This is a genomic window from Opitutus sp. GAS368, assembly GCF_900104925.1.
GTDB lineage: Bacteria > Verrucomicrobiota > Verrucomicrobiia > Opitutales > Opitutaceae > Lacunisphaera.
In genome coordinates, this window is the sequence record NZ_LT629735.1 from 1,905,200 (window position 1) to 1,918,585 (window position 13,386).

Sequence of the window (13,386 nt, forward strand, 5' to 3'; positions counted from 1 at the left end):
AAGGTTCACCGTTCTGCCACGCGGGCGTAACGCGTTTGCCACAGGCAGCTGGCAAGCTGGGGCGGTGAAACCTACCACCTCGCACACCCGTTTGAATCTCACCCTGCTCTGCCGGCTGACTGCCAGCCTGTTGAGCTCCGCGCTGATCACCAGCGCTTTGGCCGACGACGCCGGCGGCGGCTCGGCGATCCGCTTGGAAGACCTTGAGGTCACCGCCCCGCGGACCTCCGCCCAGACCATGGCGCCCACGGAAAGCCGGCTGGATGCCTACCAGCCGCAGTCCATCATCAATCTGCAGACCATCCAGAACAGCATCACGCCGACAGCCGACTACGCCTTGATTGCCAACCTGGCGCCGAGCGTGTCGAATTTCACCACCAACGGCCCGGGCCTGAACGAGTCCAAGCCGATCGTGCGCGGTTTCACCGACGGACAGTATAACGTCACCTTCGACGGCATCCCCTTTGGCGACGGCAACGACTACACCCACCACACGACGAGTTATTTCCCGGCCAAGATCCTCGGCCGGGTGGTCGTGGATCGCGGCCCGGGCGACGCCAGCACGATTGGCATGGCCACCTTCGGCGGCACGATCGCGCTGTTCTCCAAGGACCCGCGCGCGGAGCCCTCGTTCACCCCCACGCTCAGCGACGGCAGCTACCACACGCGCCTCGTCAACCTCGAGGTGAACACCGGCACGCTGGCCGGGGCCCACAACGCCTCCCTCATCGCCAGCTATCAGAACATGAGCACCGACGGCTACCGCACGCTCGGCACCCTGAAGCGCAACACCTATTTCCTCAAATACCTGCAGCCGGTCGGCAAGAACACCACGGTCACCGTCTACGGTTCGTATAACAACATCCTGTTCAACAATCCCAACGCCGCCACGCTGACCCTGACGCAGATCCAGACGCTCGGGCGCAACTTCGGGCAGGACAACGATCCGACCGATTTCAACAACTACGTCGGCTACAGCTACCAAAGCAAGCAGACCGACCTGGAATACATCGCGTTGGATTCCGACCTCGGCAACGGCTGGAAGGTGAGCGACAAGCTCTACACCTTTTCCTACAATAATTTCAGCCACGAGTCCCCGAACAACAATTCCGGCCCGGCCAAGACCGACCTCGGCGGACAGTTCAAGGTGAACATCGTGCGCAGCCTGGGCGATTATCTGCTCCTCTCGCACGAGGACGACATGGGCACGGTCAAGGCCGGCGTCTGGGGCGATTACCAGCATGGCCCGCGCTACAACTATTTCCTCGATTACAACCCGGCGGCCAACACCGGCCCGATCATGAGGGGCGGCATGATCGACCTGAACCACAAGAACTCGGTCGGCGGCTACGCCTGGAACATGAAATTCTACACCCGGACGGTGCAGCCGTTCGTGCTGTATGACTGGCGCGCCCTGCCGGCCCTCACGATCACCCCGGGGCTCAAATACCTCAGTGTCAGCCGCGAGATCGCCGCTTCCGTGAACCAGACCAAGGATCTTCTGCCCGCGTATTTCACCAAGAAATGGACGAAGACGCTGCCCAGCGTCACCGCCAACTACCGCGTCGCCTCGGACTGGTCGGTCTACGCCCAATACGCGAAGGGCCTCCTCACCCCGGCGCTGGCGACCCTGCAGGTCGACCATCCGGAGACGACGGACATCCCGCCCCAGGAGACGACCAACTACCAGATCGGCACCGTCTACAAGCACGGCCGGTTCAACGCCGACTTTGACGCCTACTGGATTGATTTCGTCCATTTTCCCATCACGCAGCAAAATCCGGCCAACCCGACCAACGCCAATGACGTGATCTACACCACCGCGAGCGGGGCCTACTACAGCGGCCTTGAGACCGAGGTAACCTATTACGTGGGCGGCGGCCTCAGTCTCTTCGGCAACGGTTCGCTCAACCGGGCGGTCTACAAGAAATCCAAGCGCCAGATCGACGGCGTGCCGCAATCCACGGCGGGCTTTGGCGCCGTCTACGACCGTGCGGGCTTTTCCGTCTCGCTGATGGAAAAATACATCGGGCCCTACAACGTCTACTCCGGCGCGCCGAGCCCCGACCTGCCGCTGCCCCCGACGGCCCTGACTGCGGTCCAGGGCGGCTATTCCCTGGTCGACCTTGCGATCGGCTACGGCAGCAAGCTGCCCGGACACGGTTTCCTGCACAGCTACAAGGTGAAGCTGCAGGTGGACAATATTCTTGATCGGAAGGTTGAGCTCTTGAAATCCGTCAACGCCAACCCGCTCAACAGCACCTACAACGTGCTGGTGCCGCGGGATTATTACCTGACGGTGTCGGCCGAGTTCTGAGCCCTCCCATGAAAGAACACCGCTTCCCCGCCTTCCTCCTGCTCGCGGCACTCCTTGCGCTGCGGGTATCCGCCGCCTACCTGCCGAAGGGCACGCCCGATGCCAACGCCCTGCTCGCGCCGCCGCCCGTCCTTGGTTCAGCCGAGGACAGGTTCGACCTGGAGTGCGCCTATACCGCCCACACCGCCGCCACGCCGGCCGAGATCGCGCTGGGCCAGGACGAGAACACGCTGACCATCTACCACTACGCGCCGGCCATCGGCGCGTGGTTCACGCCCGGCAAATTCCCCCGGACCGACGCGCTCTTCAAGGAAGTCGAGGCCGAGGCCAAGGCGGTGGTGGATGACTCCAAGAAATACTTCAAGCGGCCGCGACCCTACCACGTGGCGCATGACCGGTTCCCGCGCGCCATCGAGCACGAGGACCTGACACACTACAGTTATCCCAGCGGGCACTCCACCCGCGGCACGGTCTTCGCGCTGCTGCTCGCGGAGCTTTTTCCCGACCGCCGCGAGGCGATCCTGGCGAAGGGCCGCGAGGCCGGCTGGTTGCGCGTGCAGGGCGGGGTGCACTACCCGACGGATATCTACGCCGGCCGGGTGCTCGGACAGGAGCTGGCCCGGGACTTCCTGCACAGCGAGTCCTTCCAGCACGATCTCGCCGAGGCCCGGGCTGAACTCGCGGCGGTTGTCCGGTAGGCCGCGGCCTATTTGCCGGGCGCCGGCGAGGCGGACTGCCCGGCGGCCGGCCGGGACATGGCGCGATTCTTGGCCCGGCGGTCGATAACATACCAGGAAACTCCGGCGATCATCACCAGCAGCAGAATGAGAAGGACAAGGATTTCCTTGGGCAAGCGCATGGCGAAAGCCTAGGCCGGGCTCAGCCCGGCGCCAGTGCAATCACCCCTGAGGGGCAATATGGGATTGTGACCCGCGGCCTCGGCCCCATAGCCTCCGGCGCGAGGCATGAGCGCGTTTCCGCAGACCGACTGGATTCGCTTGGCCGCGCTGCGGGAAGGCCGCGCGGAGGACAAGCAGCGGGTGTTGGGTGAATTGTTTGGGCGCTACCGCGATCCGGTGCTGGCCTATCTCCGGGGCCGGGGCAGCCGGGCCGAGCAGGCAGAGGACTTGGTCCAGGATTTTTTCCTGCACGCCATCCGGCACGGACTGTTCGAGAAAGCCGACGCCTCGCGCGGCCGCTTCCGCAACCTGCTGCTGACGGCGCTGCAGCACTATGCCGCCAAAGCACACCGGGCGGAGCACGCGCTGCGGCGCCGCCCCGCCGGGGGGTTTGCCGGGAACGACGTGGCGGACCTGCCCGAGGGCGCGCTGCCCGCGGACCACGCCACGCCGGAGCGGGCCTTTCTGCGCGGCTGGGCCCTGACGCTGATCCGGCGCGTGCTGGTCGTCCTGGAGAAGGAGTATGCCGGACCCGACCGCCGCGCCCATTATGAGATTTTCCGCCGGCTGCTGATCGCCCCGATTCTCGAGGGCACCGGCGCGCCCACCCAGCACGAGCTGGCGGGCGCGCTCGGCCTGACCGAGAAGGAAGTGGCTAACCGGCTGGTGACCGCCCGCCGCGCCTATCAGCGCCTGTTGCGGGAGGAAATCGCCACCTACGCCCGCAGTGAGGCGGAGATCGACGAGGAAGTCCGCGAACTTTTCCAAAAACTCAGCCAACCCTGATCTTATGAGCCAAGTAACCTTTGACCAAGTCTTCGTGCGGGAGCTCGGCAAACAGCGGGAGAGTGGATTCAACACCAAGGTCTGCGTGGCCTTCGGCGCGGTTAGCATACCGCTGGCGATATTCTCGCACCCGGCCTGGCTGGCAGTCACCGCGCTGGCCGCGCTGTTTTACTGGTTTCACCGCTCGATGTATGGCGGCGACCACGACCTGATGAACCCGGCGGCCCGCCAAGCGTGCGAATTCATGGTGCAGGTGCGTCAGTCGGGCCACGCGCGCAGCCTGATGCCGCTTACCGGTGTCGTGACGATCATGAGGCTGGCCTTGTCGGAGTATTGCGCGAATGACTCCCGGGCGGGGGCGAAGAACCAGGCGCCGGACCAAGTGGTCTGGCCGGGGGCGCGGATCGCGCGAAACCTGACGGTCACCTGTGCGCATTGCCAGCATACGGCCGACCGGTCCGTCACCGGAGCCTGGTGGGCGGCGAAAGCGGCTTTCAAGCCGTTCACCGACCGGGCGCGCTACCTGCGTCCGGACGGCACCTGCGCCAAGTGCGGCAACATCGAGGGTTGGTTTGAGTCCTGTCATCCATAAAGCGGGCTGTTTGGCGCGCGGGCGCGGCACCCTCTGGCTGGCGATTGCCTCGAAGTAGATGGCCGGTTCAGTCCAGCTTCCGGCGGGCGCGCAGCAGCAATTCATTGCCCGGCAGGATGGCCAGGCCGCGCTCGATACAGGTCCGCGCCTCGGCGAAGCGGCCGAGCGAGGCGAGTGCCGAGAACTTGGCGCTGTGGGCGCCGGCCAGGGTCTGGTCGAGGGTCAGGGCGCGTCCGGCCGCTTCGAGCGCCTCCGTCCACCGCCCCAGCTCGAGCAGGGCGTTGGCCTTCTGCACATGGGCCTTGGCGTAGGTGGGATTCAGCGCCAGCGCCTGTTCCGCGCTTTCCAGCGCCTGGGGAAAGGCGCCCATCCGGCGCATAAGGATCGCGCGGTTGTTCCAGGTGATGGCCGCCTTGGGATTTTCCGTGAGGATCCGGTGGATGAGGTCGTAGGCTTCCTTTTCCTCCAGCAGCTCGATGGCCAGCTGGGTGCAGCCGTCGAGCGGGGCGAAACGGTCCGCCGTCGCGCAGTGCCGCAAGGCCAGGCGCAGCCAGCGGCGGGCGTCCTCCGTGCGGCCGAGGGCGCTCGCCGCCTGCGCGGCGCTGGCGACGGGCTCCAGCGCATCGGGGGCAAATTCATGCGCCGCGGTAAAGCTGGCCAAGGCGGCGGGCAGGTCCTGCGTGGCCTGTAACACCAGGCCCAGCGCGCTGTGAGCCTTCCAGTTTTCCCGATCCAGCTGCAGCGCCTGTTTGGCGGCGACCTTCGCCTGGTCGAGGCGGCCGAGGTTGATCCACGACTGCGCGGCGTTGACGAGGGCGGCGGCCCGGTCGGGGGCATCGGGCGCGGGATCGGTGACCGGTTCAGTGCCGAGCAAGGTGCGATGGATGTGGGTGAGCTCGGCGGCGAGCGCGGCGAAACCGGCGGGTCGGCGCGCGGGATCCCGTTCCAGGCAGCGGAGGATCAAAGCGGCAAACGCCGGCGGGATATCCGCCACGATTTCCCGCGGATCGGGCGCGGGTTGCACGACGTTGAGCGCGGATTCTTCCAGTGGAAACGGGAAACAGCGGGTGGCTGAAACGTAAAGCACCACGCCACAGGCATAGAGGTCGGTGGCCACGGTGCGCGCCGGCCGGCCGGAGAGCATCTCGGGCGCAAAAAATCCCCGCGTGCCCGCGAGCAGCATGTCGTCGGCCGCGTCATCGGGCGTCAGCGCGAGGCCGAAGTCCGCGACCTTGGCGGCGCCCTCCGGGCCGAGCAGGATGTTGATCGGTTTCAGATCGCCATGCACCAGTCCGGCGAAGGCCAGGCCGCGGGCCACGCCCAGTCCGGTGCGCAGGGTGGTGCGCCAGTCGGTCGTGCCGGCGAGGATCTCGTCCTGGAGGCTGCGGGCCCCGGGGATGTATTCGAGCACCAGATAAGGCAGGCGGTTGTGTTCCTCTACACCGTAGGCGAGCACCAGGTTGGGGTGGGGGGCCAGTGCGACGCAGTGAGCGGCTTCGGCGAGGAACATCTCGCGCAGCTCCGGGTTGGCAAGGTGGCGGGGCAGGGGGGTCTTCAGCGCGACGAGATTGCCGCTGTGGGTGAATTGCTCGGGCCCGAGGTAACGGCCGATATACACGAGGCCGAATCCGCCCCGGAGGATTTTTTCCACCCGGTAGCGGTCGCCAATGGTGTCGCCCGGTTGGAAGGGCGCGCGTTCGATCAGTTCACAATCGCGCTGGAGCTGCGCGCGCGCAGCTCCGTGATCCGGCAGCACGGCCGAGGCGAAAAGGCGGGCGAGGCTGCGGGTTGGCGCCGCGGTGGCGTCACGCAGAGCCTGCTGCAATTTGCCGAGGCGGGGGGCGGGGTCGCTCATCGGTCAGCCCGCCGGAGTCAGGCGAGCATCCGGCTGGCCTCGGCCAGCCCGCCGCCCAGCCGGGGCGCAAGCCGGGCGAAATGCGTCCGGCGCTCCGACGTGTAACCAAGGTCAAACAAAACAAGGCCCAGCCCGACCTCGCCATAGATGCGTCCCGCGTCGGTCAGCTTGGCCCGCTCGGCCGGGGTGGCGGGGAGTTGCAGCGCTTTTTCATAGGCGGTCACGATGCTCTCCGGCTCCGTGATGCAATGATGGAATGATTCCCAGGCTTCGTCGTGCCGCCGCTCCAGCAACAGGGCCACGGCGCGCAGCGGCCGGCAGACGATCATCGATTCCAACACGCGCTTCCGTGGGTGCAGCAGTTGGGTTTGCAGCCACTGGTCGCTCATCGTCACAAAGTCTGCCAGCAGGAGAAAGGCGGCGAATTCACAGGAGGGTCGGGTCGCGGCCGCAGCCAGAAACGATTCACCCAGCCAGTTGTAGTCTCTTCCCCCGAACGCCACCAGGGTGTCAATGAGGGTCTTGTCCGCCGGGGGGAGCTCGGCGACCACTTTGCCGATCTTGAAAGTCTCGTCGTGGGGCGGGCGGCGGCCCTCGAAGCAAAACAGCAGGCGCGTGGGATTGTCCGTCCCGTGCAAGACGAGGCGCTGGAGCAGTTCGCGGGCCTCGGAAATTCGGCCGTGCCGGATTAGCGCGGTGGCCTGGCCGGCATCTCCCCAAGGTTTGCCCCGGCCAAAGAGTCCCGCTTTCAGGCCTGGTTTCCAGTCGGCAGGCACGCCCGGGGGTGGCGGCAGCGGGTGCAGCCGCCGCAAGGGTTCCAGCGAATTCGGCAAGCCGATCTCCTGGACCGGGGCCCGGGGCGTTGCCGCCGCTTCGGCCTCCGACTGGGTTTGCGCATGAAAGGCGCGATGACAGGCGTGGCAGAGAAACCAGTCGGTCTCGTTCTCGCGGACCACCTTTGACCAGTAAGCGAGGTTCTGGTCATGGCTCCAGCCGGCCCGACCCACCGCCAAGCGCAGTTGAAACGGATTGAATTTTCCATCCACAACTGCGCGTTGGAATGTCCGCACGGGCACCGTCACGCCATCGCTCCCGGCATTGCACACGTCGCAGATCCCCATGGGCAGAATGCAAACCGACGCCTCCGGCCGGCGCAATCCGCGAAAAAGTGCGAATCTCACGCAGAGTCAGGCCGATTCTCGGTAAGTAAGGGGTGAACGCAAAAATTAAACCCGCAACCTCCACCCCCGCCTCCATGAAAAATACACCGCTCAGGTTACTCCTGCTCCTGGGGTTCGTCGTCTCCGCCGCCACGGCGGCACACGCGGACCCCAGTTCCTACACGGTCAACAGTTCCAGCGGCACGGTCCACAATCCCCCGCCGCCGCCCCGGCCGCCCGCGTGCGCTTGCGTGCGCGGTTAAACCACTCGCGCCCGCCGGACCGGGATTGCCGATCCGGCGGGCGCGAGCCACTTTTCCTTCCATGAAAACACTAATCTGTCTCCTCGGGCTCGCGCTGGCACCGCTCCCCATGCTCGCGCTCATGCCGCGCTCGCTCCCCGCGCCGTTGGCGGCCCCGGCTCCCGCCGGCGAAGTCTCGCTCATGGGCACGCTGCAACAGCGCGTGGCCCTCGGCGGTGAGACCACGGGCTGGTCGCTCCACTATGACCAGGACCAGCGGGTCGATCTGCTGCTGCCCATCGATGCCTTTGCCTGGATCCGTGACGGTCTCGCGGTGGGGGTGAAGGGTCATTTCGAGACCCGCCAATATCCGGAGCGCGGTGCGGTGCGGGTCTTGGTCGTGCGCGAAATCACTCAGGTCGTGACCTGACACGCGCGATTAGTCGTTCACCCCTCCCGCGTCGCCCCCGCATCCACCCTCTGCCCGCCATGGCCTCCGCCCAGATCATCTGCCCGAAATGCCACCGGTCGCTCAACCTGCCGGCGCAGCTGGAAGTGATGCGGGAGGTGCACCAGGGCGGCGGCGGTTATATCGCCTTCGGGGATCCCGATCGCCGATTGGGTTGCCCGTCCTGCGGGCATGGCATCCGCGTCGGCGACATCACCGAGGGCAAGCACAACCCCAAGCCGGCCGGCTGGCTCGCGACCCTGCTCAACTTCGCGTTCCTCGCGGCCATCGTGCTGGGCGTGCTCTACGCCTGCTCGCGTTGACGCGAACTTTCAGCCCAGCGCCAGGGCAATCACGCCCGCGACCATGCCGCCGGTGGCGATGAGCCGGTGCCGGACGTCGCCCTCCTGTAGAAACCGGGCGCCGAGATAGGCGCCCATGAGGATGCTGATTTCCCGCACCGGGGCGACATAGCTGAGCGGGGAGAGCGTCAAGGCCGTGAGGACAAGGATATAGCCGGCCGGTCCGAGCACCGCGACGGTCAGGCACTCGCGCCAGTTTTTGCGCCAGACTTCGCGGCATTCCGGCCAGCGGCGCAGGGCGAGCGGAGCGAAGAGCCCGGAACGGGCGACATTGCCGCCCCAGTCGATCAGGAGCGGCGATATCGCCGCGAAGACCACCGCGCGCTGGTCGGCGAAGGTGTAAGCGGCAATGAACACCCCGCAAGTGACGCCGTTGAAGATCGCCACCCCGTGCGGATGGCTGCGCCAGAGCGCGGCGCCGCCCGTGAGGTAAAAGATGCTGCCAACAATCAGCGCGATGCCGCCCAGGGCGAGAAGGGAGGGGCGCTCGCCGAGGAAGATGATGGCGGCGAGGGCGGAGAGCAGCGGCCCGGTGCCGCGCGCCAGCGGGTAGACGAGCGAAAAATCCCCGGTGCGATACGCCCGTTGCAGGTAGATCGAGTAGCCGGAGTGCAACACGCCGCTCAGGATCATGAAACCCACGCCCGCCGCGGTGATAACCGCCGGGTGCAGCCAAAAATAAACCGCGACCACCGGCGTCCACAGCGCAAACGACAGCAGGCCGACGATCCAGATGAAGGGCAATCCGCTGGCGGCGCGCTTCGAGGCCAGGTTCCACGTCGCGTGCATGATGGCGGCGATGAGGACGAGACCGAGCGCGAGGGCGGACATGACAGTGCACCACGAAGGCAGGATGCACAGGGGGAACAATAAAAAACCGGGTTGCGGGCCGGCACGGTCGCGGCCTTCGTGGCGGGGTGTTTGATTTCACTGAGATTCGCCGCGAGCTGCGCCCGACGCTGACGCTGGCCTTTCCGATCGTCGTCGGGCAGGTCAGCCAGATGTTGATCGGGCTCACCGACAGCGCGTTCATCGGCCGGGTGGGCAAGGTGGAGCTGGCGGCGGCGGCGTTCACGCACGGCATATTCAACATTTTCTACATCGTCGGCCTCGGGCTGCTGCTCGGCACCGGCGTGTTTGCGGCGCGGGACCACGGCGCGGGCGACGATGCCGGCTGCGCCGCCTGGCTCCGTCACGGCCGGGCGCTGGCGCTCGTCGTGGGCGTGCTTGGTTTTGGCTGCATGCTGGTGTTGTCCACGCAGCTCCATCGCTTCGGCCAGCCGGCGGAGGTGGTGGCGGTCGTGCGGCCGTTCTACCTGCTGATCGCGGGCTCGATCGTGTTTGCGCTGTTCTTCCAGGTGCAACGCCAGTTCGCCGAGTCCCTCGGCCGGCCGTGGGTGCCGATGGGCATCATGCTCGCGGACATCGCGCTGAACGCGTTTTTCAACTGGGTGTTCGTGTTCGGCCACCTGGGCTTTCCGGCGCTGGGCCTGGTCGGTTCCGGGTGGGCGACGCTCCTGGCTCGCTTTACCGCGGTGGCGGCCATCGCGGTGTGGCTGCGGAGTTCAGCGACATTCGCTTGCGTGCGGTCTGAACCGTGGGCGGGCTGGGAGCGCGGGCGTTTCGGGGCGCTGCTGAGGCTGGGTGTGCCGGCGGCGGGCATGCTGCTGTTCGAGGGCGGAGCGTTTGCCGCGTCCGCGCTGATGATGGGCTGGCTCGGCACGGTGCCGCTGGCCGCGCACCAGATCGCCATCGGCTGCGCGTCGCTGGCCTTCATGTTCCCGCTCGGGCTGTCGCTGGCCGTGAGCATGCGCATCAGCCGGGCGAGCGGCGAGGGCCGGACCGGGGCGCTGCGGTCCATCGGCTTCGGCGCGCTGGCGACCGGCCTGGTGATCATGCTGGGCTTCGCGTTGGCGTTTGCGCTGGCGGGCCGCGCCATCACGGCGGCGTTCACGCCGGCGGCGGACGTGGCGTCACTGGCGGCGGAGCTGCTCGTGGTGGCGGCGTTCTTCCAGCTGTTCGACGGCGGGCAGGTGATCAGCGTCGGGGCCCTGCGCGGCCTGCACGACGTGCGCGTGCCGACCGTCATCACCTTCATTGCCTACTGGGTCATCTCGCTGCCGCTCGGCTACTGGCTGGCGTTCCACACCTCACTTGGCGCGGTTGGTTTGTGGACCGGACTGGCCGCGGGATTGGGGTCCGCCGCGTTGCTGCTCGGCTGGCGCTTCCATCGGCTGACCAAGTCATAGTTATCGCCGACTGGTTCGTTTTCTCCGAGTTGCCGCGATAAACTTCTTCAAGTCGTCGATGCGATGAGCCCAGAAAATAACCAGTGGTGTTTCTTGCGCGCTAACAACTCCAGCGGGATTGAAAACTCCGCGAATGGCTGCAGCAGAAATGACATCACGTCCAAAGGTGGCCCAGGCTTTGGCTTTCTGCACAGCCTCCATGTTCAGGCGCTTCCGGCTATTGATGGCCGAATTCGAACCCTTCGCCTCGATCACCAGCAAGCGACTATCCCATAGTCCGATAACAAAATCGGCGTTGTTTTCACCCAACGTGCAGCCGGTCATGTATTCGCCGGGTTTTGGCACATCTGCTCCAAGAAGACTTTGGATGCCTTTTTGTGGAGCGGCACGTTTCTTATAGCCCAGTCCGATCAGGACGCCCTCTACCAGGCCCTCGACGATCTGGCGCTCGTCAGAGCGTCTTTTTGTTTGCACTTCTTGAGATGACGCCAGGACTGTTGAGGCAAGAATTGCTGCGCTACGTTCCTGCTTGGTTGGCTCCCGTCGAGCGGCAATCCAAGGGAAGCGTTTGGGGTCAAGAATTGCGCAGAGGACATCTTTTACTGCAGTCGCGAATTCTGCGTCGGAAAGAATGCGAGTGGCGTTTAGGGAATCCCCGCTAAGGGTTTCCAAGTCATCTTCTGAAACAGGAGGCGCTCCAACATACCGCAAGGCAGTCAGCAGATCCCGGTTGCGCATGACTTCTGCCAGTGCGCTTTGATTAACCGGAGTCTCAAGAATGGTGGCCAATCCACCAACAATCTGACGATTCGCTTTTTCGAGACGCAAAAAAGCTTCAAGGTATTTTTGCAGCGGCTCACCCATGCGGCGCTGGCGAAAATCATCCCGCGAGATTGCCGCCTCCTGTGTGATCTGCGTGGGAGTCCACCGACGTGCTAGGTCAGGCCACATGAACAAAGTGCTCTAGCGGTGGGATCGGAATGCGCATAGCCTCGCCAGGTTCAAATTTAATCAGGCCCCCAGCATAAGCACGGCCGGAAGAAAGCAATACGTGTTCGTTCAACCAACCAACAAGGGCATCAAGGGTTGGATCATCGATGGGGGTTCTGGGGTAAAGCCCATGTGCGATATTGAGTAACCGTGCGTCAGCAAGGTTACGGGCAAAAACAGGCGGGCGGCGGCCCATATAGGTCATAATGATGGAAGGCGGCGCCTTTAGTTTCACTCGCCACCAAGGTCTGCGATGCTGGGCGATATAAGAAGCGGTGCCCCCGTGAGTTTCAGCCCAGGCGATAAAGGCTTCAACCACGCGGCGGTCTCGCGCGGGAAGGGCACCTAAGTCAGCAGGCAGATCGATGACGCGCTGCAGATTAGTAGGGTCGCACAGCGGGCCGCCACCGAGCCGGATAATTTCTTTGGCGTGAGTGACCGCAGGAAAAAGACAGGAAGCAGGCAACGGTGGGGTCGCCTCATTGGCGATCCAGAGATGATTGGCGCCGGTCACCTGACCGCGATGGATCAGAAAATAGTCACCAAGCGTTGCGGTCGCTTCGGTTGCTGTTTGGCGCAGCGGCCGTGCAAAACTGGACCAAGCACGGGCCTCTTGGAGCTCTTGCGTGGGCACCCAATGGGTGAGCCGACGTGGCTGCCCATTTGACTCCGTGAAACCCATGCCATGATGGGTCTGGCCGACCTGAAAGGTGGTGATGGCGGAAGTTGTAAGGGCATCAGCAAAAAGCTGATGTGCCGCTGGAAAGAGATGGACCGTGTGTCCACCCAAACCATTAAGCAGTAGCTTTCGCAGGTCCTTACCGTAATTCACATCAAGCCATTCTGCAGAGGTAATAAAACACCCCGCATCGCCGGGTTGGCCAAGTTGGCGGGCTTTTAGAAAAAAATGCAGGTGCAAACCAGCGAGCTGGCTGCCGGTAATATGATGCCGGGCGAGTTCATCCTGATACCATCGTTTCCAATGGGGCTCGATATCGTGATGCCGCACATAGGGAGGATTGCCAATGAAGAGGGTTGGCGTAGAGCGCCGAGGTAACTTCAACGCGCGGAAATCTCCCAAGACTACCTTCATGCGCGAGTCCAGGCCGGCGACTCGTGCGGTGGCTCGGATGATAAGCGCGAGAAGGGGATTGATCTCGCACGCCAGCACGTGGGCTTTGCGATAATGCCGCAAAGCAGCGATAGTGAAGCGACCGCTGCCAGCGCCACAGTCAACGACAAGGCCCGGGTCTCGCACCAAGCGCGCGGCCAAATCGAACATCTGGCTGATGATTTTGGCTGGGGTAAAGGTCGTTCCTGTGCTTCGGCGTTCTTCGGGGGAGAATATTCTGGCGTAAGCTTCGCCCAAAGGATCCCCGCCTAGTCGAATTTGCCTTCGGATGTCCGCTAGAAAGGAAGCGCGGACTTTTGGCAAATCAGATGGTAGCTCACGCTTCTCCGCTTTCGTAAGAGATGGACACCTGTG

General features: G+C 64.6%; 14 protein-coding genes. 8 read left to right on the forward strand and 6 right to left on the reverse strand.

Features of this window, described 5'->3' with window-relative positions; all coding sequences use genetic code 11:
- Positions 1-64: 64 nt before the first annotated feature.
- Positions 65-2,317, forward strand: a complete 2,253-nt coding sequence (locus BLU29_RS08175; RefSeq protein ID WP_157693716.1) for a TonB-dependent receptor — start codon at positions 65-67, stop codon at positions 2,315-2,317.
- An 8-nt stretch (positions 2,318-2,325) separates the two neighbouring features.
- A complete protein-coding gene (locus BLU29_RS08180; protein ID WP_091056574.1) occupies positions 2,326-3,015 on the forward strand; it encodes a phosphatase PAP2 family protein in 690 nt (229 codons plus the stop codon).
- 8 nt (positions 3,016-3,023) lie between these two features.
- Here the strand turns inward: BLU29_RS08180 and BLU29_RS17975 are convergent, their stop codons facing one another.
- Positions 3,024-3,176, reverse strand: a complete 153-nt coding sequence (locus tag BLU29_RS17975; RefSeq protein WP_157693717.1) for a hypothetical protein — start codon at positions 3,174-3,176, stop codon at positions 3,024-3,026.
- A gap of 106 nt (positions 3,177-3,282) precedes the next feature.
- Between BLU29_RS17975 and BLU29_RS08185 the strand changes: the two genes are divergently transcribed.
- Both BLU29_RS08185 and BLU29_RS08190 read left to right on the forward strand, forming a co-directional pair.
- Positions 3,283-4,002, forward strand: coding sequence for a sigma factor (locus BLU29_RS08185; RefSeq protein WP_091056575.1), 720 nt, complete (start codon positions 3,283-3,285; stop codon positions 4,000-4,002).
- Between the two features lie 4 nt (positions 4,003-4,006).
- A complete protein-coding gene (locus BLU29_RS08190) occupies positions 4,007-4,594 on the forward strand; it encodes a hypothetical protein (RefSeq protein ID WP_091056577.1) in 588 nt (195 codons plus the stop codon).
- Between the two features lie 67 nt (positions 4,595-4,661).
- On the opposite strand, the gene BLU29_RS08195 is transcribed toward BLU29_RS08190, so the two are convergent.
- Positions 4,662-6,449 carry a serine/threonine-protein kinase gene (locus BLU29_RS08195; RefSeq protein WP_091056579.1) on the reverse strand — a complete coding sequence of 596 codons (1,788 nt, stop codon included), beginning with the start codon at positions 6,447-6,449 and terminating at the stop codon, positions 4,662-4,664.
- Between the two features lie 17 nt (positions 6,450-6,466).
- Positions 6,467-7,570, reverse strand: a complete 1,104-nt coding sequence (locus tag BLU29_RS08200) for a hypothetical protein (protein ID WP_157693718.1) — start codon at positions 7,568-7,570, stop codon at positions 6,467-6,469.
- 134 nt (positions 7,571-7,704) lie between these two features.
- On the opposite strand from BLU29_RS08200, the gene BLU29_RS17980 reads away from it, so the two are divergent.
- The 3 genes from BLU29_RS17980 (at position 7,705) to BLU29_RS08210 (ending at position 8,622) form a co-directional block, all read left to right on the forward strand.
- On the forward strand, positions 7,705-7,872 hold the full coding sequence (locus tag BLU29_RS17980) for a hypothetical protein (RefSeq protein ID WP_157693719.1): 168 nt from the start codon (positions 7,705-7,707) through the stop codon (positions 7,870-7,872).
- 61 nt (positions 7,873-7,933) lie between these two features.
- Complete coding sequence (locus tag BLU29_RS08205; protein ID WP_157693720.1) at positions 7,934-8,281, forward strand: hypothetical protein; 348 nt, start codon at positions 7,934-7,936, stop codon at positions 8,279-8,281.
- A 59-nt stretch (positions 8,282-8,340) separates the two neighbouring features.
- A complete protein-coding gene (locus BLU29_RS08210) occupies positions 8,341-8,622 on the forward strand; it encodes a hypothetical protein (protein ID WP_091056584.1) in 282 nt (93 codons plus the stop codon).
- Between the two features lie 9 nt (positions 8,623-8,631).
- On the opposite strand, the gene BLU29_RS08215 is transcribed toward BLU29_RS08210, so the two are convergent.
- On the reverse strand, positions 8,632-9,492 hold the full coding sequence (locus tag BLU29_RS08215) for a hypothetical protein (protein ID WP_091056586.1): 861 nt from the start codon (positions 9,490-9,492) through the stop codon (positions 8,632-8,634).
- Between the two features lie 86 nt (positions 9,493-9,578).
- Here BLU29_RS08215 and BLU29_RS08220 point away from each other — a divergent pair, with 86 nt between their 5' ends.
- The gene (locus tag BLU29_RS08220) at positions 9,579-10,910 is read left to right on the forward strand and encodes an MATE family efflux transporter (RefSeq protein ID WP_231962336.1); all 1,332 of its coding nucleotides are present in this window, start codon (positions 9,579-9,581) and stop codon (positions 10,908-10,910) included.
- Here BLU29_RS08220 and BLU29_RS08225 read toward each other — a convergent pair whose 3' ends face one another.
- Together BLU29_RS08225 and BLU29_RS17985 are read right to left on the reverse strand one after the other, a co-directional pair.
- Positions 10,911-11,774: a XamI family restriction endonuclease gene (locus BLU29_RS08225; RefSeq protein ID WP_157693721.1), complete on the reverse strand. Its 864-nt coding sequence runs from the start codon at positions 11,772-11,774 to the stop codon at positions 10,911-10,913.
- 76 nt (positions 11,775-11,850) lie between these two features.
- Entirely contained in the window at positions 11,851-13,269 is a 1,419-nt protein-coding gene (locus BLU29_RS17985) for a methyltransferase domain-containing protein (protein ID WP_172830235.1), read from the reverse strand.
- Between the last annotated feature and the right edge of the window lie 117 nt (positions 13,270-13,386).

Excerpts from the sequence above, each read along its gene's own strand:
- BLU29_RS08215 (WP_091056586.1), bottom strand. The coding sequence starts at position 9,492 with ATGTCCGCCCTCGCGCTCGGTCTCGTCCTCATCGCCGCCATCATGCAC.
- BLU29_RS08225 (WP_157693721.1), bottom strand. The coding sequence starts at position 11,774 with ATGGGTGAGCCGCTGCAAAAATACCTTGAAGCTTTTTTGCGTCTCGAA.
- BLU29_RS08185 (WP_091056575.1), top strand. The coding sequence starts at position 3,283 with ATGAGCGCGTTTCCGCAGACCGACTGGATTCGCTTGGCCGCGCTGCGG.
- BLU29_RS08200 (WP_157693718.1), bottom strand. The coding sequence starts at position 7,570 with ATGGGGATCTGCGACGTGTGCAATGCCGGGAGCGATGGCGTGACGGTG.
- BLU29_RS08210 (WP_091056584.1), top strand. The coding sequence starts at position 8,341 with ATGGCCTCCGCCCAGATCATCTGCCCGAAATGCCACCGGTCGCTCAAC.
- BLU29_RS08190 (WP_091056577.1), top strand. The coding sequence starts at position 4,007 with ATGAGCCAAGTAACCTTTGACCAAGTCTTCGTGCGGGAGCTCGGCAAA.
- BLU29_RS17980 (WP_157693719.1), top strand. The coding sequence starts at position 7,705 with ATGAAAAATACACCGCTCAGGTTACTCCTGCTCCTGGGGTTCGTCGTC.
- BLU29_RS17975 (WP_157693717.1), bottom strand. The coding sequence starts at position 3,176 with ATGCGCTTGCCCAAGGAAATCCTTGTCCTTCTCATTCTGCTGCTGGTG.
- BLU29_RS08205 (WP_157693720.1), top strand. The coding sequence starts at position 7,934 with ATGAAAACACTAATCTGTCTCCTCGGGCTCGCGCTGGCACCGCTCCCC.
- BLU29_RS08180 (WP_091056574.1), top strand. The coding sequence starts at position 2,326 with ATGAAAGAACACCGCTTCCCCGCCTTCCTCCTGCTCGCGGCACTCCTT.
- BLU29_RS08195 (WP_091056579.1), bottom strand. The coding sequence starts at position 6,449 with ATGAGCGACCCCGCCCCCCGCCTCGGCAAATTGCAGCAGGCTCTGCGT.